Source organism: Actinophytocola sp. (assembly GCF_035942955.1).
Taxonomy (GTDB): Bacteria; Actinomycetota; Actinomycetes; order Mycobacteriales; family Pseudonocardiaceae; genus DASYTH01.
Genome location: NZ_DASZCQ010000344.1, coordinates 1 through 20,976 on the forward strand (window position 1 = coordinate 1; position 20,976 = coordinate 20,976).

The 20,976-nt window shown below is 69.3% G+C and carries 16 protein-coding genes and 2 pseudogenes; 3 read left to right on the top strand and 15 right to left on the bottom strand.

Annotated features, from left to right (window positions below; all coding sequences use genetic code 11):
* Nucleotides 1–193 precede the first annotated feature (193 nt).
* Complete coding sequence (locus VGX25_RS35890) at nt 194–307, top strand: hypothetical protein (RefSeq protein ID WP_414636077.1); 114 nt, start codon at nt 194–196, stop codon at nt 305–307.
* On the opposite strand, the gene VGX25_RS34295 is transcribed toward VGX25_RS35890, so the two are convergent.
* From VGX25_RS34295 to VGX25_RS34305, 3 genes are all read right to left on the bottom strand, one after another.
* On the bottom strand, nt 301–993 hold the full coding sequence (locus VGX25_RS34295) for a hypothetical protein (protein WP_326922144.1): 693 nt from the start codon (nt 991–993) through the stop codon (nt 301–303). The genes VGX25_RS35890 and VGX25_RS34295 overlap by 7 nt on opposite strands.
* A 296-nt stretch (nt 994–1,289) precedes the next feature.
* Nucleotides 1,290–1,436 carry a hypothetical protein gene (locus VGX25_RS34300; protein ID WP_326922145.1) on the bottom strand — a complete coding sequence of 49 codons (147 nt, stop codon included), beginning with the start codon at nt 1,434–1,436 and terminating at the stop codon, nt 1,290–1,292.
* A gap of 6 nt (nt 1,437–1,442) precedes the next feature.
* On the bottom strand, nt 1,443–2,411 hold the full coding sequence (locus VGX25_RS34305; protein ID WP_326922146.1) for a helix-turn-helix domain-containing protein: 969 nt from the start codon (nt 2,409–2,411) through the stop codon (nt 1,443–1,445).
* Between the two features lie 685 nt (nt 2,412–3,096).
* Between VGX25_RS34305 and VGX25_RS34310 the strand changes: the two are divergent.
* A pseudogene (locus tag VGX25_RS34310) lies at nt 3,097–3,255 on the top strand (DUF6010 family protein); the annotation flags it as partial.
* 7 nt (nt 3,256–3,262) lie between these two features.
* On the opposite strand, the gene VGX25_RS34315 reads toward VGX25_RS34310, so the two are convergent.
* From VGX25_RS34315 to VGX25_RS34345, 7 genes and pseudogenes are all read right to left on the bottom strand, one after another.
* A complete protein-coding gene (locus VGX25_RS34315; RefSeq protein ID WP_326922147.1) occupies nt 3,263–6,121 on the bottom strand; it encodes a glycosyl hydrolase family 95 catalytic domain-containing protein in 2,859 nt (952 codons plus the stop codon).
* Nucleotides 6,122–6,159: 38 nt separating this feature from the next.
* Entirely contained in the window at nt 6,160–7,752 is a 1,593-nt protein-coding gene (locus VGX25_RS34320) for a glycoside hydrolase family 27 protein (protein WP_326922169.1), read from the bottom strand.
* Nucleotides 7,753–7,994: 242 nt separating this feature from the next.
* Nucleotides 7,995–9,020 (bottom strand): ABC transporter permease, encoded by a 1,026-nt coding sequence (locus tag VGX25_RS34325; RefSeq protein ID WP_326922148.1) that lies wholly within the window; start codon nt 9,018–9,020, stop codon nt 7,995–7,997.
* On the bottom strand, nt 9,013–10,515 hold the full coding sequence (locus VGX25_RS34330) for a sugar ABC transporter ATP-binding protein (RefSeq protein ID WP_326922149.1): 1,503 nt from the start codon (nt 10,513–10,515) through the stop codon (nt 9,013–9,015). The genes VGX25_RS34325 and VGX25_RS34330 overlap by 8 nt, the downstream gene beginning before the upstream one ends.
* A gap of 13 nt (nt 10,516–10,528) precedes the next feature.
* Nucleotides 10,529–11,587: a sugar ABC transporter substrate-binding protein gene (locus VGX25_RS34335; protein WP_326922150.1), complete on the bottom strand. Its 1,059-nt coding sequence runs from the start codon at nt 11,585–11,587 to the stop codon at nt 10,529–10,531.
* A gap of 32 nt (nt 11,588–11,619) precedes the next feature.
* Nucleotides 11,620–12,354, bottom strand: coding sequence for an SDR family oxidoreductase (locus tag VGX25_RS34340; RefSeq protein WP_326922151.1), 735 nt, complete (start codon nt 12,352–12,354; stop codon nt 11,620–11,622).
* Nucleotides 12,351–13,694: pseudogene (locus VGX25_RS34345) on the bottom strand (enolase C-terminal domain-like protein). The gene VGX25_RS34340 and the pseudogene VGX25_RS34345 overlap by 4 nt, the downstream one beginning before the upstream one ends.
* 165 nt (nt 13,695–13,859) lie before the next feature.
* Here VGX25_RS34345 and VGX25_RS34350 point away from each other — a divergent pair.
* Nucleotides 13,860–14,597: a FadR/GntR family transcriptional regulator gene (locus tag VGX25_RS34350; RefSeq protein WP_326922152.1), complete on the top strand. Its 738-nt coding sequence runs from the start codon at nt 13,860–13,862 to the stop codon at nt 14,595–14,597.
* Nucleotides 14,598–14,929: 332 nt separating this feature from the next.
* Here the strand turns inward: VGX25_RS34350 and VGX25_RS34360 are convergent, their stop codons facing one another.
* The 5 genes from VGX25_RS34360 to VGX25_RS34380 form a co-directional block, all read right to left on the bottom strand.
* On the bottom strand, nt 14,930–15,763 hold the full coding sequence (locus tag VGX25_RS34360; RefSeq protein WP_326922153.1) for an SRPBCC family protein: 834 nt from the start codon (nt 15,761–15,763) through the stop codon (nt 14,930–14,932).
* A gap of 39 nt (nt 15,764–15,802) precedes the next feature.
* Nucleotides 15,803–16,381: a helix-turn-helix domain-containing protein gene (locus VGX25_RS34365; protein WP_326922154.1), complete on the bottom strand. Its 579-nt coding sequence runs from the start codon at nt 16,379–16,381 to the stop codon at nt 15,803–15,805.
* Nucleotides 16,382–16,521: 140 nt separating this feature from the next.
* The gene (locus VGX25_RS34370) at nt 16,522–17,085 is read right to left on the bottom strand and encodes a DJ-1/PfpI family protein (protein ID WP_326922155.1); all 564 of its coding nucleotides are present in this window, start codon (nt 17,083–17,085) and stop codon (nt 16,522–16,524) included.
* A gap of 13 nt (nt 17,086–17,098) precedes the next feature.
* A complete protein-coding gene (locus VGX25_RS34375; protein ID WP_326922156.1) occupies nt 17,099–18,565 on the bottom strand; it encodes an arabinofuranosidase catalytic domain-containing protein in 1,467 nt (488 codons plus the stop codon).
* Between the two features lie 16 nt (nt 18,566–18,581).
* Complete coding sequence (locus VGX25_RS34380) at nt 18,582–20,963, bottom strand: ricin-type beta-trefoil lectin domain protein (RefSeq protein ID WP_326922157.1); 2,382 nt, start codon at nt 20,961–20,963, stop codon at nt 18,582–18,584.
* Nucleotides 20,964–20,976 lie beyond the last annotated feature (13 nt).

Below are 20,976 nucleotides of genomic sequence, written 5' to 3' on the forward strand. Positions count from 1 at the left end.
TATTGTCAAATGGGTCGTCGACTTCTATAATTGTCGACGTCGCCACAGTTCCTGTGGCATGCAGTCCCCGATCGACTACGAGACCCGTGCGGCCGACCGAGCCGCATAGAGGAGTCCTCCACGATCCGGGGGGAAGCTCACTTGACCAAACCGAAAATGCCTACGATCTTCGGAAGTCCGGTAAGAGTCCCCGATCTTCGAATGGATAGAATGCTGGTACAACCCGGAACGCAGACATTCCGGTATCGGAATGCACAGCCCCGTCACGTTTGAAGCCCTGCACACGGAGTCAGACCAAGATCACTGATCCCATACCCGACGTGTCCGGCCAACGGGGCTGAGATCAGTGGTCGACGCGGACGAGAGTAGGCCTGTGCTGGCTGGGCCACCAGGCAGGTGGATCCATCCCGTGGTCGTTGTTTCCTTGACTGCCACGGAGACCGGGCGATACGCGGCCGGGTTGCAGGCCCGGCTGTGTCGAACTACCTCATCGAAGAACCATGACGACGTGATCATCGCCAGAACGCCGGACGAATGGCCAAGCGCGGCCTTGAGCGGATCTGCCTCAAGCAGACGGAACGCCAGGTTGACCGCAGCTGCTGTAACCCCATGCGGGTCATAGTTGATCTCCCCGGCATGCAGCGCCATCCGTAGCCGGATTCGCGCCTCGACCCGATACGTCCCATTGTGTGCATGCAACGCTTCGACGAGCGCATTGGGCAGCGCATCGACGAACAGGCTCTTCGGCACGTCGGCCCGGGCCAGCACAAGCACGCCGTCTCCGCGGTCCTCGTGATCGCAATCGGTCCATGAAATCCCTGCTGTGTGGAACGCCTTCTGCATGGCTCGATACAGACCTGCGCGCACCGCGACCTGGTCTAAGTTGGATCGACGATGATCAGCGAAGCCCTCAACATCCACAACGAGGATGGTTCGATGTACCGCCAATGACGACACGTCACGAATCATCACGCTGTACACCTGCCGATCCAAGACTCGATCCCATTACTCGGGACGATAAAGGCGACAAGCCGGCGCGGCCTCTTGCTTGGTCCAATGAAGCCCACATCCGCCGTCTGACCCTCCAGGCAAGCCCGGAGCCCGGCTGACGTCATCAAGATCACCGATAACACCTCCGAGACCGCATCCAGCCCGTTCACAGCACGGCGGGATTGCGCGCTAACGAGTTGACGTTGTGCTTGCTGTTGTTGTCGTAGGTCCACTACCTGGGTCGGCGAGGCGCTCGACGAGGCGAGCTACTGTTGGTGACCGGAACACGGTGCGGATGTTCAGTTCGGCGCCGAATGTCGCTCGGACATGTCGCCGTCGCTGGCGCGGACCTGGTGGATGATCAGCAGCGTGGCGGCGAGAACCAGGAGCAGGGTCGCTATGGCGGCCACCCATGGGGCGGTGCCGCCGAGCAGAACGGACCACATGGCTGCTCACCGGGTGTGCCGAGCGCGGACCTGGCTGGCGGAGATACCGAAGTGCTGCTTGAAGTCACGGGCGAACTGGTCTGGTCGCAGGTAACCGTGCGCGGTGATGAGGTCCTTGATGGGTGTGTCGGCCATGGCCGGGTCCAGGAGGCTGCGGTGGCATTCGCGCAGGCGCAGCTGTTTGACCAGGCGCATGGGCGTGAGGCCGCTGTCGCGGAACAGCAGGTGCAGGGACCGCCGTGACAGGTGCGCGGCCCTGGCGAGCTGTTCGACGTTGAGGCCGGGATCGCCGAGGCGGCGGCGGATGAGGTTGCTGAGGTGGGCGATCCACAGGGTCTGGCGCGTGCGGGGGCTGATCCCGCTCGGCAGGCCCAGCCATGCCCGAATCAGGCCGGTGACGCTCTCGCGCAGGACGTCGGCAAGTGCGGGGTCGGGCGCCGGCAGGGCGGGGTCGAGCCCTAGGAGGAACTGCGCGATCAGGCTTCGTCCGGGCAGGGCCCTCGGGACGCGGGTGCTGGTCAGGGAGCGGACGGCGACGCGGGGAACGGGCACCTGGGATCGGGGGATGGACAGCATGACCGCCCGCATCCGCGTGGGTTCTATGCCGTGCGTGCTGTCGCAGGGGCTGGACAGGTCGAACAGGGCCATGTCGGTGGCTCTGAGCGGGACCGGCCTGCCTTCCTGCTCGCCGATCATCACGCCGCTGGCGCACAGGAAGACGCGGTAGCACTGCGGGTCGCGGGCCTGGATGAAGCGCTGGGTCCGCCTGGTCACGAGCTGGGCGTTGGCGGACCAGGTGACGTGTTCGAGTTCGAGGTCGCCGATCCTGGCCGTCGACATCACGGCCAGCAGGCGGCCGGGTGCCCGCCCGTCGACGGCCACCGGGGCCAGCTCGGTGGCAGAGGCCGCCTGGTAGTAGTCGTACCGGTCGAGCGGATGAACGCTTCTGGTGTCGTACAGCATCTGCATCTGCATGGCCGCCCCACTGACCTCGAAACCGCCGGGAACCCGACCAATTGTCGGCCGGTTCGGCCGGTCCCGGCTTGACTGTGAGCGCACGAATGCGGACGCAGAACGTTCGAAACCGTGGTTACCGCGCCAGGCATGAAGATCAAGCATCAGGTCCTGGTGTTCGATGCGGCCGAGTTGGCCGCCGAGAGCGAGTTCTGGGCCGGGCTGCTCGGCGGCACGGGGACCGCCGAGGACGACTTCCACATGGGTTGGTGGACGGGGCGCCGCGGATCGCGTGCAGCTGTCCGCTGGGCACGTCGCGCCGGACTGGCCGGACGGTTCGCCGCCGCAACAGCTCCAACTCGACCTTCTGGGTGGACGATGTCGAGGCGGCGCACGCCGCGGTACCTCGCGGGGAACCAGCTGCTGTGCGGACTGCCGCCGGTGGCGACAGCCCGGACGACTCCCAGGTCTACGCCGAGCCAGCGGGACGGCCCGCGCTGTTCGCCGCCGTCGCGGCGTCGAAGGACCCGGCCTGGCAGACGATCACCGACCGGCTTGGCCGCCGCCGGGGATTCGCCGATGGAGGTCCGCGACTCGCGGCCGATCGGAACGTCGTGGCCTCTGAACGCTTGTGGGATCGGCTGCGGATCGCCTCGGCTATCACGCAGGGCACCGACGGGCGACGGTTCACCACAAACATCGAGCGGTGCGTGCCGCGTGGGACGTGCTGCACCACCTGAAGGGCAGCCCCATCCTCCCGTTCGCTGAACACTCCTCCCTCGGCTGTGCCATCTGCGACCCCGTGATCGCCGCCTGGTGCCTGGCCGGCGGTCCGTCGCTGATCACCGGCCGCGTGGACGCGTGAGCGTCGGCTAAGCGCGTTGGAGTTGGAAGCGTTGGTTGGGGCTGGCGGTGAGGGTCCATTGGGAGATGCGGGCGCCGTCGGCCGTGGAGGCGTTCCAGACGTCCAGGGCCAGGCCGGACTGCCGGTTGACCAGGCTCACCACTCCGCCGCCGTGGTCGACTACCCGCCACTGCTGGCTGGTGGCGTTGGTGTCGGGTTGTTGGGTGATGTTGGCGCCGCTGCTGTTGCTGGCCGCCTGGAGCACCAGGCCGCTGTGCCGGGCCCGGAGCCGGTAGAAGCCGCCGCCGGAGTCGAGGAAGTCGAACTGCTGGTTGAGCCCGCCGGTCAGCGACCACTGCTGCAGCAAGGCGCCGGGCGACGTGGACACGCCTGCGATGTCGGCGGCTTTGCCGCTGTGCTGGGCCACCAGCCGGTAGTTCACGCCGGGCTGCACCACCGGCGGGGGCGCGAGGGCGGTTGCGCGGTAGATGTGTCCGGCTTGGACGGTGAACTCGATCAGGTCGGCTTCCGGCTTCGCCGGCTGGATCTGGTTGCCGGTCGTCGTGTCGCGCAGTTCGAAGGTGCCGGTGAACATCCGGCAGCGGAGCCGGAGGGTGCCGGCGCGGTCGGGGGTGATGGACACTTCCTCGGCGTGGCCGGCGTTCCAGGCGGCGCCGACCGTGTAGCCGCCGCGGCCGCGCAGTCCGCGGACGCTGCCGGTCGGCCAGGCCGGTGGCAGCGCGGGGAGCAGGTGCAGCTCGCCGTTGTGGCTGTGCAGCAGCATCTCGGCGATGCCGGAGGTGGCGCCGAAGTTGCCGTCGATCTGGAACGGCGGGTGCAGGTCGAACATGTTGGGCGCCAGCCGGGCCGTCGTCACGAGGTCTCGGATCAGCTTGTGGGCTCTGCCGCCGTCCTCCATGCGCGCCCAGAAGTTGATCTTCCAGGCCAGCGACCAGCCGGTGCCGTCGTCGCCGCGTAGCTCCAGGGTCCGCCGGGCGGCCTCGAACAGCGCAACAGTGCCGCGCCTGGTGATCTGGTTGCTGGGATACAGGCCGTACAGATGCGAGATGTGCCGGTGGTTCGGCTCGGTCTCCACCCAGTCGTAGAGCCATTCCATGATGTTGCCGCGGGAGCCGATCCGCATCGGCGCCAGCCGCGCCCTGGCCGCCTGGACCTGCCCGCGGAAGTCGGCGTCGGTGCCGAGCACCTCGCTGGCGCGGGCGCAGCCGTCGAACAGGTCGCGCAGGATCTGCATGTCCATGGTGGGACCGGCGCAGATGCTGACGTTCGGGTGGTGGGGCAGCTCCGGCGAGTTCGACGGGTTGGTGACCAGCCACCCGAGGTTCGGCTCGGTCACCAGGGTGTCGAGGAAGAACTGGGCGGCACTCCTCATCGCCGGATAGTTGGCCCGGAGGAACTCGACGTCGCCGGTGAACCGGTAGTGGTCCCAGATCATGGTGGCCAGCCAGGCGCCGCCGGTCTGCCACATGCCCCACACCGCCCCGTCGACAACCGAGGCGCCGCGCCACCCGTCGGTGTTGTGGTGCGTGACCCAGCCGCGGGCGCCGTACTGCACCTGCGCCGTGCGGGCACCGGTCACCGTGAGGTCGTTGATCATTCGGAACACCGGCTCGTAGCACTCGGCCAGGTTGGTCGGGTCGGCCGGCCAGTAGTTCATCGGCAGGTTGGCGTTGAGGGTGTACTTCGACTCCCAGGGCGGGTTCAGCTGGTCATTCCAGATGCCCTGCAGGTTGGCCGGCTGGGTGCCGGGCCGCGAGGACGAGATCAGCAGGTACCGGCCGTACTGGAACAGCAGCGCGGAGAACTGCGGGTCGTTGACCGAGTTGTGCGCAGCGATCCGGACGTCGGTCGGCTGGTCGGCCGCCGAGGTGCGGCCGAGGTCGATGCCGGTGCGCCCGAACAGCCTCTGGTAGTCGGCCACGTGCCGGGTGCGGAGGGTGTCATACGCGGTGCCCGCGGCGGCGTTGAGCCGGCCCCGGGCGATGCTCTGGTAGTCGCCGTTCACGTTGCGGTAGTCGACGTAGCTGGTGCCGATGGAGATCAGCAGCGTCACCGCGTTGGCGCTCGTCACCCGGAGCGTGCCGCCGGAGCTCGACACGCTGCCTCCGTCGGCGATGGCCCTGGCCAGCACGAGGAACCGGACCGAGCCGGGGATGCCCCGGTGGTCGCCGGAGCGGCCGTCCAGCGCGATCGTGGTGCCGTCGGGGCTGGACGGCGTCGCGCGCTGCGGCGTGGTGAACGAGGCGGTGAACGAGATCGAGCCGGACGTCTCGGCCGTCAGGCGCATGGCGATCACCTGGTCCGGCGCACTGGCGATCACCTCGCGCCGGTACCGCACGGAGTTCGCCACATAGCTCACGACCGTCGTGGCGGTCGTGAGGTCGAGCCACCGCTCATAGCCCGACACCCCGCCGGCGGCCGGAAGCGTGAGCCGCAGGTCGCCGACCGGCTGGTAGGCCAGCTGGCCCGCCGGAATCCCGAGCATCGTCTGGTTGGCCAGATCCTGCGCCTGCGCCCACTGGTCGGCGAACACCAACCGCCGCAGCTCCGGCAGGGATCCCGCGCCCCGAGGGTTGCTGTAGTCGTGCGGGCCTCCCGCCCACAGCGTGTCCTCGTTGAGCTGCAACCGCTCCGTGTCGGTGTTGCCGAACACCATGGCGCCGAGCCGGCCGTTGCCGATCGGCAGCGCCCGCAGCCACTCCAAGCCCGCCGGCTCGTCGTACCACAGCGCCAGATCGCCCGCCGCCCGTACTTCCGCGGGCGCGGTCGACTCGGCCCTGGCAACCGCGGTCCACCCGGGCAGCAGCATGCCTCCCGCCCCGGCCGCACCGAGCTTCATCACTTGCCGTCGCGTCAGATCCGACATCGTGTTCCCTCCAGGCTGACCCCGGCCGGCCACCGGGCTTACCCGCGCGCCCACCTCTGGTTGGATTGGTTGTTGCAGGTCCACAGGATCAGCGGCGAGCCGTTGGCGGTGGCGGCCTGGTTGACGTCAAGGCAGAGTCCGGAACCGACGTTAGTGATGGATCCGTCGGAGTTGAGGGTCCACCGCTGGTTGTTCTGGCCGTTGCACGACCAGGTGATCACCCGAGTCCCGGGGGTGGTGCCCTGGTTGAAAGCGTCGAGGCATTTGTCGCCGAAGACGCGGATCTCGCCGCTGGCCCATGTGGTCCACAGCTGGTTCGCCGCAGTGTGGCAGTCCCAGATCAGCACGGTCGCGCCGGCTGCGGTCGAGGCGTTGTCGACATCCAGACAACGACTCGAGGCGACGCCCCGCAGCCGGGAGGTCGAGTTGGCCAGGAGGGTGCCGCCGCTCACCCGGTAGGCCACGACGCCGTGGGCCGGCACGCTGGCCGTGATCTGCCCGCCGCTGGTCGATGTGGCACCGGTCCACAGGTCGGTGAGGGTGAACGAGGCGCCGGACAGCCCGATCTGTGCGGCCGTGGCGGTGATCGTGGTGGTGCCACCGCCGCGGTTGAACAGCCCGACTGCGACCGACCCGTCCGACAGCGGTTTGGCGAACACCTCGGTGTTGCCGTCGTCGCGCACCCGCCGGCCACCGGCGCCGAGCCGGTCCTGGTTCACCGCAAGCAGCCTGGCGTTGCGCAGGATCGCGCTGATGTCGGCGGACATGGTCCGGATGTCGTTGCCCGCCATCAGCGGCGCGGCCATCAGCGCCCACAGCGTGAAGTGCGACCGCGACTCGGTCAGCGTCAGCCCCGGCCGGCCGACCACCAGCATGTCCGGGTCGTTCCAGTGTTGCGGTCCGGCTTGCGCGGCGAGCGGGGCGGTGATGTCGACGACGTTGCCCACGCCCATCGGGTAGCTGTTGACGTTGCCGTTCTGCCAGATGTCCAGCAAGTCCTCGGTGGTGCGCCACAGGTCGGCGACCTCACCCCAGTTGAACTTGTCGCCGGTGACGGCGTGGAAGCTGTTGGGGTTGATGCTGTACACGATGGGCCGCCCGGTGGCGCGCAGCGCGTCGCGCATCAGGCTGAACCGGGCGACCTGCTGGTCGCGGGTGCCCTCGGGCGAGCACCAGTCGTACTTGAGGTAGTCCACGCCCCAGGAGGCGAAGGTGCGGGCGTCCTGGACCTCGTGCCCCTGGCTGCCGGTGGCGCCGGGATGCGTGCCGACGCGCTGGGCACAGGTGCGATCGGTGGGCACCTGATAGATCCCGAACTTCAACCCCCGGCCGTGGATGTAGTCGCCAAGCGCTTTCATGCCACTGGGGAACTTCGTCGGGTGGGCCCGCAGGTTGCCCGCCGCGTCGCGCTGCGGGTCGAACCAGCAGTCGTCGACCACCACGTATTGATAACCCGCGTCCCGCATCCCCGAGTTGACCATCGCATCGGCCGCCTGGCGGACCACCGACTCGGTGACACCGCACCCGAAACTGTTCCAACTGTTCCACCCCAACGGCGGGGTGAGCGCCGGACTGCCGGCCGCGGCCTGTGCCGGCGGTGAATGTGGCGCCACAAGAAACAGGGTGAGCATGGCGGATGCGGCGGCGAGCACGGCGGTGCGGCGCGTGCCGGGTGGCGTGGGCATCATTGCCTCTTTCTGATTGCGATAAAATCCACACGAGACGCTCGCATAATGCTAACACAATTGTCCTCGAAAGAACAGGTCGAGTTTTCCGATCTTCGCAATAAAGAGCGCGCGCGGAATTGCCCCAGGCGTCATTTCTGATGCAGGGAGGGAATTGGGCAGGGAAATTCCGTCGGCGGTGTGGGCTCCTATTCCTGGTTGCGTCCGCTGGTGAGCCGGGACAGCACGAGGGCGACGAGGATGATCGCTCCGTTGAGCGCGCCGATCCACTGCGCCGGAACGCCGGCGAGGGTGAGCACATTCTGGATGAGGTAGAGCAGCAGGATGCCGGTGAACGCGCCGAAGACGGTGCCGCGGCCGCCGCTGAGGCTGACCCCGCCGATCACCGCGGCGGCGAACACTGTGAAGATCGCGCCGCTGCCCTGCGCGGCGGCGACCGACGCGAGCCGACCGGACAGCAGCAGCCCGCCGAGCGCGGCGAGCAGGCCGGCGACGACCAGCACGCCGATCAGCACGCGGTCGGTGCGGATGCCGGCGGCCTTGGCCGCGTCGAGGTTGCCGCCGACCGCGTACAGCGAGCGGCCGACGGTGGTGAAGCCGAGCACCACGATGCCGGCGGCGAACAGCACCAGACAGATCCAGATGGACGCCGGCACGCCGAACCAGGTGGCGCTGCCGAGGTACATCATGGCCGGTGGCAGGTTGAAGAAGGTCTGACCGCCGCTGATTCCGGTGAGCAGTCCACGTAGGACGATCAGCATGCCGAGGGTGACGATGAACCCGTTGAGTCCGAACCGGACGATCAGCACGGCGTTGACCGCACCGATCGCCAGGCCGACCGCGAGCGTGGCGGGGACGGCCCACATGCCGGGCAGCAGGCCGAGGCCCTGCCCGCCGGTGACGGTGAGGTAGGCGGCGACGCCGGGCGCCAGGCCGAACGTGGACTCCAGCGACAGGTCCATCCTGCCCACGATCAGCACGATCGTCTGCGCGAGCACGAGCAGGGCGATCTCCGACATGGTCTGCAGGACGTTGATCAGGTTGTCGTAGCGCAGGAACACCGGGTTGACCAGCTGCCCGAGTACGCAGATCGCCGCGATGGCCGGGATGAGCGCAAGGTCCCGCAGCTTTGCCAGGGCGATCTTTCCTCCACCGTGGCGGGTCGAGTGCGGCGAGGCCACCGGTCGCGGTGCCAGCTCGGTGGTCTCAGACATGCAGGTCCACTCCTTCCATGGCGGCGACGAGCTCGTGGTCGGTCCAGCCGCGGGAGAACCGGGCGACGATCCGGCCACCGAACAGCACCAGCACACGGTCGCAGCCACGCAGGTCGTCGAGCTCGTCGGAGGCGATCACCACGGCGGTGCCCCGCTCGGCGACGCCGGCGATCCGGCCGAGGAGGAACTCCTTGGACCGCACGTCGATGCCGGCGGTCGGGGTGATCAGCACCAGCAGGCGGGGGTCGTTTGCGAGGGCCCGGGCCAGCACGACCTTCTGCTGGTTGCCGCCGGACAGGCTGGTGACCGGCAGGTCGGGTCCGGGTGTCTTGATCGCCAGGTCGTCGATCATCGTGCGGGCGATGCCGTCGCGCCGGGCACCGCTGACGAAGCCGGCCGGGCCGAGCCGGTGCGGGATGGTCAGCGTGGCGTTGTCCGCAATGGACATGCCGCCGACCAGGCCCTGGCGGTGCCGGTCCCGTGGCACGAACCCGATCCCGGCGGCGAGTGCGGCCGGCACGTCGCCGGGCCGAAGCGGCCGGCCGGCAACCGTGATCGTGCCGGTGTCGGGACGGCGCAGGCCGACGAGCGTCTCGGCCAGCTCGGTCTTGCCGCTGCCGCCGGCGCCGGCCAGCCCGACGATCTCCCCGGCGCCGACGTCGAAGTCGACGCCGGTGTAGCGGTCCGAACAGGACAGTCCGGTCACGGTGAGCACCGGCTCCCCGGCGGGAGCACCGGCACGGTCGGCGGCGGCCGAGCCGGGGCGGGCCTCGCCGGTCATCGCCGCGACGAGGTCCGCGCGGGTCAGTCCGGCCACCGGCGCGGTAAGGACCTGCCGCGCGTCCCGGTACACGGTGACCGTGTCGCAGATCTCGTAGATCTCCTGCAGGTGGTGGCTGATGAACAGGAACGTCACGCCCTGCTCCCGCAGGCCGCGCATCCGGTCGAACAGCCGGTTGATGGCGGCCGCGTCGAGCTGAGCGGTCGGCTCGTCGAGGATGATGAACCGGGCGCCGCACGACAGTGCCCGCGCGATCTCCACGAGCTGCCGGTCCTCGACGCTCAGCTCCCTGGCCGGCAGCCGGGGGTCGACGTCGACGGACCACTCGGCCAGCAGGCGCGCGGCCTCGCGGCGCAGCCGCGGCCAGCTGATCAGGCGGGCAGGGCCGCGCTGGTACCGGTTGAGGAACAGGTTCTCCGCGACGGTCAGCTCACCGATCACGGTGGAACGCTGGTACACGCAGGCGACCCGGCGTCGCCAACCGTCCCGATCGGACAGCCGGGGCGCCGGCTCGCCGTCGAAGAGCAGCGTGCCCGCCTCGGGCGCCAGCAGTCCGGTGAGGACGGCCACGAGCGTGGACTTGCCGGCGCCGTTGCGGCCCACCAGGGCGTGGGTCTCGCCCGGCCGGACGCTGATGCCGGCGCCGTCGAGCGCGACGGTGGAGCCGAACCGCTTGCTGACCCCGATCGCCTCGACCACCGGGCGGCCCGTCATCGTGCCCACCTCTTCAGCCGCGGTTGTTGTTGCCCCACAAAGACTTGTCGTCGTACCGCAGGCTCGGCACGTCACCGAACGTCGCGCCGTCGCGGGTGACCAGCGGAGCGGAGAGCTGGTCTTCGAGCAGGCCGGGCCGCACCTGGACGATCGTGCTGTCGTGGTCGGTCTTTCCCGGCGCGTACTTCTTGCCGGCGATGGCGTCTTTCACGTACTGCAGCGCCCACTTCGCGTACAGGTCGGCGGGCTGGGAGACGGTGGCGTCGATGTTGCCGGCCGCGATGCTCTTCAGCTCCTCGGGGATCCCGTCGTTGGACACCACGAACACGTGCCGCGGATCGTCCGGCGGGACCAGCAGGCCGCGCTGGCGTAGCAGTTGCAGTGTGCCGGCCAGCGCGAAGCTGGACTGCATGTAGACGCCCCTGATGTCCGGGTGGGCGGTGAGGTCGGTCTGCAGCTTCGCCGACGCGGTCGCGGCGTCCCAGTTGGCGGCCTCGCCGAAGACCTTGATGTTAGGGAAGTTGGCCCTCATGCACTCGTTGAACGCCTCGGTGCGGTCCCGGCCGTTGATGGAGGAGAGGTCGCCCTGCAGCATGACGACCTTGCCGGTGCCCTTCAGCTTGGTACCGAGGAACTTGCATGCCTTCTGGCCGTAGGCCCGGTTGTCGGCGCGCACCACCATGGACACCTCGCCCGCGTCCGGGCGGGTGTCCACGCTGACGACGGGAATCTTCTTGCCGGCCAGCTGTTGCAGCGTCGGCGCGATGGCCGCGGTGTCCTGCGGCGCCATCACCACGCCCTTGACGCCCTGGCTGACAAGGGTCTGCACGTTTGACGTCAGCGTGGCCACGTCGTTCTGCGAGTTGGTGGTCTTCAACTCCAGGCCCAGCTCGCTGCCGTAGCGCGGGACGTAGCCGATGTAGGAGTTCCAGAAGTCCGTGTCCGATCGGGGGTAGTCGACCCCGACCACGGTCCCACCGCTGCCGGCGGCACCATCCTCGCCGCCGCAGGCGGTCAGCGCCGCGGCCGCCGACAGCGCGAGCAGGCTCGCGCCGATCCTGTGGAGTCCCATCCCGCACACTCCTTCGTGCTTCGGCGGTGTTGTCAGGTGCGCGGCCGCAGGCCGTGCATGCCCCCGTCGACGGCAAGCGCGGTGCCGGTGACCGCGCCGGATCCCGGGGACGCGAGGTAGGCGATGGCGGCGGCGACCTCGTCGGCGGTCACCAGCCGACCGATGGGTTGGCGGCCGGCGAGCGCGGCGCGCTCGGCGTCCGGGTCGGCGGCGGCGTCGAGCAGCCGGTCGACCCAGGGGGTGTCGACCGTGCCGGGGTTGACGCACGTGACGCGGATGGCGTCGGCGAGCAGATCGGTGGCCATGGCGCGGGTGAGCGCCAGGACCGCGCCCTTGGACGCGGAGTAGACCGCGCGGTCGGGCAGGCCGACCACGGCGGCCACCGAGCACGTGTTGACGATCGCGGGGTGCGCGGAGCGGCGCAGGTACGGCAGCGCGGCACGGGTGGTGCGCACGATGCCGAACACGTTGACCTCGAACACCTTCCGCCACTCGTCGTCGGGGTTGTCCTCGATCGTGCCGGCCGCGCCGATGCCGGCGTTGTTGACCAGCACGTCGATGCCGCCGAGCTTGTCCGCCGCGGTCTCGACCGCGACGCGGACCGAGGCGTCGTCGGTCACGTCGGCCTCGACGCCGAGCAGCGGCTCGGGCACGTCCGGGCGCAGGTCCAGGCAGGCGACATGGGCGTTCCGGGCGGCGAACAGGATGGCGGTGGCGAGCCCGATGCCCGAGGCGCCACCGGTGATGACGACGTTGAGCGGGCTCATCCGGCCACCGCCACGGCCCACTCGGCGCCGTCCGGGTACTGGAAACGGGCCACCGACGCCGGGTGCATGCGGGCGCCGAGGCCCGGCTCGGTGGGGGCGAGGTAGTGGCCGGCGCGGATCCGGACCGGGTCGACGAAGTGCTCGTGCAGGTGGTCGACGTACTCGATCGCCCGGTCCTCGGTGCTGCCGCTGACCGCGACGTAGTCGAACATCGCCAGGTGCTGCACCATCTCGCAGAGGCCGACACCGCCGGCGTGGGGGCACACCGGCACGCCGAACTTGGCCGCCAGCAACAGGATCGCGACGTTCTCGGTGATCCCGGCGACCCGGCTCGCGTCCAGTTGCAGGACATCGATGGCGCCGGCCTGCAGCAGCTGCTTGAACATCACCGCGTTGTGGGTGTGCTCGCCGGTCGCGACCTTGATCGGGGCGACCGCCGTGCGGATCACGGCGTGGCCGAGGACGTCGTCGGGTGAGGTCGGCTCCTCGATCCAGTACGGGTCGTACGGGGCGAGCCGGCGCAGCCGCTCGATGGCCTGCTCGACACCCTACGCCTGGTTGGCGTCCACGGCGATCCGCACCTGCGGCCCGACCACGGCCCGCGCGAGTCGCAGCCGGCGCTCGTCGGCGGCCGGGTCGGCGCCGACCTTGAGCTTGATCTGGCGGAACCCGTCGGCCACCGCCTCCTTGGCCAGCCGCACCAGCTTGTCGTCGCTGTAGCCGAGCCAGCCGGGGGTGGTCGTGTAGGCCGGATAGCCGGTCTCTTCGAGCTTCTCCCGCCGCTGCGCCCGGCCGGGCTCGGCGTCCCGCAGGATCGCCAGCGCCTCGCCGGGGGTGAGCGCGTCCGCGAGGTACCGGAAGTCCACAAGGGACACCAGCTCCTCCGGTGAGAGGTCGGCCAGCAGCCGCCACACCGGCTTGCCCTCGTGCCGGCCCCGCAGGTCCCAGACGGCGTTGACCACGGCGGCGGCCGCCATGTGGATCACGCCCTTCTCCGGGCCGAGCCAGCGCAGCTGGCTGTCCCGGGTGAGGCGGGCGGAGAACCCTCCGAGGTCGGCGAACACCTCGGCGACCGGCAGGCCGACCACCAGCGGCGCGAGCGAGCGGACCGCCGCGACGGTGATCTCGTTGCCCCGCCCCACGGTGAACGCCAGGCCGAAGCCCTGGCGGCCGCCGCTGGTGTGCACGGTGACGTAGGTGGCCGAGTAGTCCGGCTCCGGGTTCATCGCGTCCGACCCGTCCAGCTCCCGGGAGGTCGGGAAGCGCACGTCGACCGCGTCCACGGCGGCGATCAGCTCTGTCACGGGTCGCCCACCTCGGCTCGCCAGGGACGTAGACATCACATGTATGTATAGAAGACATATGCCCATGTGTCCAGAGCGCTCAGCCGCCGACTGGTAAACCGCCAGGTCGTGATGAAGCTGGCGGCCACAGCTCCCGAAATACATATGATGTATTTGTCCGACAGGATTGCCGACGTCGCATGTCTGGCGTACGGTCGGCGCGTGTCGCGCACCGACGAGGCCATCGCCCGCATCCGGGCGCTGATCCAGTCCGGAAAGCTGAAGCCCGGCTCGAAGCTGCCCTCCGAACAGCAACTCGCCGCCGAGCTGGGCATCTCCCGCAGCCCGATGCGCGAGGCGGTCAAGGCGCTGGCCGTCGCCCGGGTCCTCGACGTACGTCGCGGCGACGGCACCTACGTCACCAGCCTCGCCCCCGCCGTGCTGCTCGAGGGGCTCGGGCTAGCCGTGGAACTCATGCAAGGCAACACGTTGCTGGAGCTCACCGAGGTGCGCCGGCTGTTCGAGCCGGTCGCCACCGGGCTCGCCGCCACCCGGGTGACCCCCGATCACCTCGCCGAGATCCGCGGCCACCTCGACGCGATGCACGCGGCGAGCGAGGACGTCGAACTGCTCAACCAGCACGACGCCGCGTTCCACCGAGCGGTCGTCGCGGCGACCGGCAACGAGGCGCTGACCACGCTCATCGACGGCATCTCCAGCCGAACGCTGCGCGCGCGGGTGTGGCGCGGGATGGTCGAGGCCAACTCCGCCGACCGCACCCTCGCCGAGCACGAGGCGATCTACGCCGCCCTCGCCGACCGCGACGCCAACCTGGCCCAGGCGGCGGCTCTCGTGCACATCAGCACCACCGAGCGGTGGCTGCGCCGGGTGCACGGCGCCGGCCACCGAACCGACGACTCCGCCGAGGAGACCGAGGTGCTCCCCGCGACCGGGACCTGACCGCACCGTGATCGACGCGCACCACCACGGGTGGGACCCGCCACGCGGGACCACTCGTGGCCGGCCGACCCCGCACCGGCCCCGATCCGCCGCGCGTTCACCGTGGCCGACCTGGCGCCGGGCTGAGTCGACCTGACCGCGCCGGACGTCGCCGACGCCATCGCCCCTCGGACCTGGCAGACGAGCCGTGGGCGCTGGTCGGGCCGCTGCTGCCGGCGCCGAGGACCGGCGCCGGCCGGAGAGGCATCCCCGAAGGTCCATTGTGGACGGAATCTCGTACGCGGTGCGGACTGGCTGCGCCTGGTCCCGGAACGCGTTCCGGGCCGCTCATCTCATTGGTTGATCGCCAGCATGCCCGCGGGGACACCGGGGATCTCGATCTGGCGCCAGATCGAGCGCGAGCCGGGCAGTTCGTGATAGCGCCGCAGCGCGGCGATGCCGCTCAGCCAGCCGGCCCAGCCCGGGTACGGCGGGTTGGTGGGATCGAAGCCGCTTTCCACCAGGGTGAGCCGGGTCTTGCCGTCCGAGCCGTCCAGCTCCCAGCTGTCGATCATGCCGTCGGCGAACCGCAGCGTCGCCTTGCGGCCCGGCTCGAACTCGACGAACTTGGCCCCTCCGGGGTCCAGCTCGAAGCCGCCCATCGCGAAGCGGCCGCCCACATAGGGCTCGATGTCCACATTGGCACCGAACCACTCGCGGAACTGCTCCGGCTGGATCATCGAGTCGAACACCGCTTCCGGTACCGCGTCGATCACGACCGAGGCGTGCAACTCGGCCGCCGTGAAGTCGCACTTGGGCGTCAGCTCGCGGCCGGCCAGATAGTCGGCCAGGTTGGCGATTGCCAGGGACCAGAACGTCTGCAGCGCGCCGCGGGCACCGGCCGTGTCGGCCAGGACGTCTTCGAAGCCGGGTAGGTCGCTCTGGCTCAGCGTGACCAGCGTGCCGTCTTCGTCTTCGGCCAGCTCGAACTGCGTCGTGGTCTCGACACCGTCGACGGTCCAGGTGAACCGGATGGTGCGCTCGTCCACGTGCAGCACGCGCTGGTGCGGCTCGGCGCCGTCCGGCGTGAAGCGGCCCCAGAACTCGTACTTCCCGGGCAGGTCGACGTCGGCGTGCTCGGCCAGCCAAACGCGCAGCGCGGCCGGGTCGGTCAGCGCCTCGTACACGATTTGGGTGGGGCCGAAACGACCGCGCGCAGGCGCAGGTCACTCGGCGGTCGGTGCTGTTCGGTCATTGGGGTCTCCCTTGGGATAGCAGGCGACGGCCAGGCGGAACGGGTCGCCCTCGGCACCGCCGTAGCGGGTGAACAGGTCCTGCAGCGTCTGCTGCAGTTCGTCGAGAAACGCCTTGCGCTGCTCCGGGCGCACCCGGATGTCCCCGGACATGCCGATCGACGGCAGGTCTGGCCGGGTGAGGTCGAGCGCGGCGACGTCCGCCTGCACGTCCTCCATCAGGTCCAGCAGGTAGCCCAGGCTGAGCCGGTCGCGGGTCTGGCGCAGCCCGATCCGGCCGACCAGGCGCGGGGACAGCCAGTAGGACCGGCCGGCCGCTTGGTAGATCCCCTCGTGGATCCCGCGCACCCGGCGCTCGGCCACCTGGCGCACCAGGCCGGCCTCCAGTAGGCGTTTCACGTGGTAGTAGACCCGCTGCGGGGTCTGGTCGAGCTCGACCGCCACCTCGGTGCACGACCGGGGCTCGGCGAGCTGCCGCAGCACTTCGATCCGCTGCGGCTTGAGCAGGGCCTCGGCCTGCTCGATCTGGTCGAGGTAGACGACGTCTCGCATAGCGAAAGCGAGTCTTTACGTAAAATATCTTTTTGTCAACGGCCCGGCGGATCATCGCTTCGGAGGTGCCGGGGTCGGCGAGCACGAGGTGCCCAACCCGGACACGCCCGAAGGCTGCAAGCGCTCCGGGCCGGGCCGGGTCAGCCCGGAATGCTCGACTTCTCCAGTACCTGCAGGAACGCGCGCGACCAGTGGGGCAGGTCGGGCCAGCCGCGGCAGGAGACCATCGGGCCGTCCACGACGTCGGGTCCGTCCACGAAGGTGGCGCCGGCCTGCTCCACGTCGGCCTTCAGCGGCGGGTATGCGGCCGTGGTGCGGCCGCGCAGGAGACCCAGCGCGGCCGGCACCTGCGGGCCGTGGCAGATCGTGCCGACCGGCAGCCCGCGGTCGAAGAAATGCCTGACGACGCGGGCCACGTCGGGATCCGTTCGGATGTACTCCGGCGCCCGGCCGCCCGGGATCACCAGCGCGTCGTAGTCCTCCGGGTGCACGTCGGCGAACGCCAGGTCCACGGGCAGCTGGTGGCCGGGCTTCTCGGTGTAGGCGTCCCAGCCCGGCTCGAAGTCGTGCACCACCAGCTTCACCGCCCGCGTCGTGGGCGCGGCCACGACCGCCTCGTGGCCGGCCTCGCGAAGGCGGAAGACGGGGTACATCGAGTCGAGTTCCTCGACGGCGTCGCCGGTCAGGATCAGCACTCGTGCCATGCTCGCTCCTTTCCTACCCGAGGGTCCATTGCTGGTTGGACTGGCCGTTGCAGGTCCAGAGCTGAACCCTGGTGCCGTTGGCGGTGCCGGCGCCGGAGACGTCCATGCACAGTCCGGATTGGACACTCGTGATGGTGCCGTTGGGGTTGACTTGCCACTGCTGGTTGACGCCGCCGTGGCAGGTCCAGATGATGACCGGGGTGCCGTTGGTGGTCCCGGCGCCGGAGGCGTCGAGGCACCTGAGGTTGCTTCCACTGTAGACGGTGAGTTGCCCAGACGCGGTACGCGTCCAGCTCTGGTTCGACCCGCCGTGGCAGTCCCAGATCTGCACCTGCGTTCCCGGCGTGGTGGTCGCACCGTTGACGTCCAAGCACCTCCCGGAAGCGACCGCACGCACCGCCCCGGTCGTGCCGGAGCCGCCACTGCCATAGCCGGCGGCGACGATGTTGGCCTGCACCGCGTTCTCGGTCGCGTCGGACGGGTAGCCCGACACCATCGCTCCCTCGTAGAAGGTGCCGGCGCTGAGGTTGGCGCCACCGCCGGGCTTGCAGCAGTCACCACCGCTACCCAGCACGATGGCACCCTGCTTGCGCATTGGACTGTACCCGGGGGGAAGCGCGCCGTCCCACAACGTGAACAGGCTACCGGACTGCGCGTTGCTTCCCTTCATCGCGAACCGCGACGTCCCGTTGTTCTTCAGCGTCGCCGTGACGAACCGGCTGGTGAAGGCCCGCTGGTTCGGGTTCCAGGACTGGCTCCCACCCGAATAGAGCCCGAACTCGAGATCCGCCTGCACCCACGGACCGGTTCCGGAGCACCCGCCGAACCAACACTGCGTGCTGAAGTTGATCGCATCCATCGCGCCCGGCCCGTCGGCGGTTCTGGTCGTCTCACTGTTGCCGTAGTCGAAACAGCAGCCGCCGTTGACATGCGTGCCACTGGTCACCATGTACATACCCTCGGGCGCGCTGCCGGTCGGCACCCCCGTCAGGTGACCGTCGCGCCAGTAGCTGTTGCTGGGATTGATGAACAGCGAGTAGGCCTTGGCACCCCCGACCGTCAGGGACTCGGACGTCGCGTTCGCCGGGCGACTCTGGCTCGAGCCGGGCACCACAGTCGATCCCTGATACCACAGGTCATTCCCTCGACCGGCCTGGTCGTAGACCACGGTGATGACACAGGAGGTGCCGGCACAGAACGAATCCTGCGCCGCCGCGTTGGCCACGCCACCCTCGGCCAGCAACCCGATGTCGCGGGTCGTGTTGTCCGACGAACGCCGAACCTGATACAGATTTCCGTTGTACGAACCGAAGAGCGCGCGCACGGTGCTGTGCGCGGCCACGCAGGGCGTCCCGCCCGCGGCGTAGATGTCGCATGGTCCGGTGCCGGCCGCCGTGGCCGGCGGGGCGAGTTGGACGAGCGTGGCGCCCACCAGGGCGGCGGCCCCGAGGCAGCCCGGGATCGCTCTCTTGAGCTTCATGAGATCTCCTTGGTCGTCAGAAGGCCCACTGCTGGTTGCTGCCGCCGTGGCAGGTCCACAGGATGGTCTTGGCGCCGTTGGCGGTGGCGCCGCCGTTGATGTCCAGGCACAGGTTGGACCCGACGCCGGTGACGGTGCCGTTGGCGTTGAACCGCCATTGCTGGCCGGCCGTGCCGGTGCACTGCGCGATCACAACCGGGGTGCCCGATGTGGTCTGGTTGTTCAGAGCGGCCATGCACCGGGTGTTGTTTCCACTGTAGACGGTCAGCTGGCCCGACGGGGTACGCGTCCAGATCTGGTTGGACCCACCGTTGCACGCCCAGATCTGCAACTGTGTCCCCGGTGCCGTGGAGGCTCCGTTGACGTCCAGGCACTTGGCCGCCCCCAGCGCAAGGACGTCACTGATGTTGGAGCGCAGGTTCGGTTCGATGCCGGCCTGGGCCATGACCTGTCCGGCCGCCGTGGGCCAGGTTCCGCTCACCTGGACGTTTCCACTGAGGACGTTGTTGTGCGGGGGTCCGGTGGCGACCTGGGTCGCGCCGGTGTTGAACCAGTTGCCGGCGAAGATGTTGTCGTTGGTGTTGTTGCTCGAGTTGGCGTTGGTGAAGGCCCATACCCCGGCGTCCACGATCACGTTGTTGGACACGTTCACGAAGCGTGAGCCCTCGTCCAGGTACAGGCCGACGGTGCCGCGGTTGTCGTAGATGAGGTTGTGGTCGATCGATCCGCCCGGGTTGGCGGACAGGTTGTAGATGCTCCCGCCGTCGTGGAAGACCTTCTTCGTGCCGTGCACCAGGTTGAACCTGACGATGGTGTCGCGCAGCGTCGTCGGCGTGGTGTAGACCGGCTGGAAGTTGTACAGGCCACGGTTGCGGTAGTCCTGGCTGCCCCCGGCGTCGTTGGCGCCCCAGCCCCAACCGACGTCGATCCCGTCGTAGGCGAGGTTGGACACCTCGTTGTGCTCGATGACGGTGTGCGTGACGTAGGTGGACAGGATGCCGGCCATGTCCTTGTAGTCCTTGGCGACATCGGTCACCAGGTTGTTCCTGATCGTGATGTCCCGGTTGACCATCGCGGGGTTGGACGGGTGGTGCGCGTCGGGCCGCACGCCGCCGACCACGATCGCGCCACCGGAGATGTCGGTGAAGGTGTTGTGGGAGACGGTGACGTTGGACGCGCCGAGGCCGATCCCGGACGCGTGGGCGTTCGCGTCGTTGCCGATGCCCAAGCCCACCTGGCCGAGGTGGCGGAAGGTGTTGTCGGCGAAGGTGATGCCGGTGGCGGCCGAGACCTGCACGGCGGCGGGGACCTGGGCCCAGCCGTTGCGTGCGCCCTCGAACAGCTGGCAACCCGATTGACACGAGCTCAGGAAGTCGGGCGGCATCTGGTGGGCGGTCGGGATGAACGTGCCGCTCTGCTGGTTGGCGTACCCGATCGAAGTTCCCGGGGTGAGCCACGTGGTGTGCTCGAAGATCATGCCCTGCATCGTGATGTTGCGGATCGGGTCGGCGTAGCTGCCGCTCAGCCGGACCAGCGAGGTCAGCCGCGGCAGGATGACCTCGTGCCCCACCGGGGACTGGCCGGCGGCCGCCCGGTAGTAGAGCCGCCCGGCCTGCGGGTCCAGGTACCACTGCCCGGCGGTGCGCAGGAACGAGTAGGAGTTCGCCAGGAACAGCTGACCGCCGGCGAAGGGGCGGGCGAGTGTGTCGTAGCCCCAGTTGTTGTTGTTCCAGGCGGGCTGCTGCATGGTGATGGTGGTGCCGCTGATGCTCTGGACGGGCGAGTACCGGTTGGTGAACGAGTTCTGGCTCTCCACCTCGATCCGGTTCTGCTGCGGCAGCGTGGCGAGGAAGTTGAGCGCGGGGTTGGTGATGGTCATCCCGATCGTGGTGATCTGCACGTCGGTGCGCGAGATCGGGATCGAGGCGCGCGGGGCCAGCACCCCGTCCACGTAGAGCTGCCGGGAGTCGACGCCCTGCGGTACCGGCGCGACCCAGATGTTCTGGCCCGAGTCCTGGAGTGTCCAGCCGGTCACCGGCTCCCCGCCGGACACCATCGGCGTCGCGCCGGGCATGGCCCGCCAGGTCACCGTGTGGCCGTTGCGGCCGGAGTCGGCGCCGGTGAGCTCCAGCGGTTTCGACAGCCGGTACACGCCGCTCGCGAGCTCCACGACCACGTCGGTCTCGTCGGCCAGGGCGCGCGCCATTTCCTGGGCCTTGCCAAGGGTGGCCACCGGACGGTCGAGGTCGCCCGCGTTGAGGTCGTTTCCGTACGGGGCGACCACGATCCTGGCAACCGCGGCGTCGGCGGCCTGTGCTCCGGGCGCGGTCACCACGGCCCCGGTGACCATGGTGGCCGCGACCAGGGCGGCTGTTACTGAGGGAGTTCTGCCACTCATGACCAATCCTTTG

Excerpts from the sequence above, each read along its gene's own strand:
- VGX25_RS34365 (WP_326922154.1), bottom strand. The coding sequence starts at position 16,381 with ATGCGAGACGTCGTCTACCTCGACCAGATCGAGCAGGCCGAGGCCCTG.
- VGX25_RS34375 (WP_326922156.1), bottom strand. The coding sequence starts at position 18,565 with ATGAAGCTCAAGAGAGCGATCCCGGGCTGCCTCGGGGCCGCCGCCCTG.
- VGX25_RS34380 (WP_326922157.1), bottom strand. The coding sequence starts at position 20,963 with ATGAGTGGCAGAACTCCCTCAGTAACAGCCGCCCTGGTCGCGGCCACC.
- VGX25_RS34335 (WP_326922150.1), bottom strand. The coding sequence starts at position 11,587 with ATGGGACTCCACAGGATCGGCGCGAGCCTGCTCGCGCTGTCGGCGGCC.
- VGX25_RS34305 (WP_326922146.1), bottom strand. The coding sequence starts at position 2,411 with ATGCAGATGCAGATGCTGTACGACACCAGAAGCGTTCATCCGCTCGAC.
- VGX25_RS34340 (WP_326922151.1), bottom strand. The coding sequence starts at position 12,354 with ATGAGCCCGCTCAACGTCGTCATCACCGGTGGCGCCTCGGGCATCGGG.
- VGX25_RS34370 (WP_326922155.1), bottom strand. The coding sequence starts at position 17,085 with ATGGCACGAGTGCTGATCCTGACCGGCGACGCCGTCGAGGAACTCGAC.
- VGX25_RS34325 (WP_326922148.1), bottom strand. The coding sequence starts at position 9,020 with ATGTCTGAGACCACCGAGCTGGCACCGCGACCGGTGGCCTCGCCGCAC.
- VGX25_RS34330 (WP_326922149.1), bottom strand. The coding sequence starts at position 10,515 with ATGACGGGCCGCCCGGTGGTCGAGGCGATCGGGGTCAGCAAGCGGTTC.
- VGX25_RS34320 (WP_326922169.1), bottom strand. The coding sequence starts at position 7,752 with ATGCTCACCCTGTTTCTTGTGGCGCCACATTCACCGCCGGCACAGGCC.
- VGX25_RS34300 (WP_326922145.1), bottom strand. The coding sequence starts at position 1,436 with ATGTGGTCCGTTCTGCTCGGCGGCACCGCCCCATGGGTGGCCGCCATA.
- VGX25_RS34315 (WP_326922147.1), bottom strand. The coding sequence starts at position 6,121 with ATGTCGGATCTGACGCGACGGCAAGTGATGAAGCTCGGTGCGGCCGGG.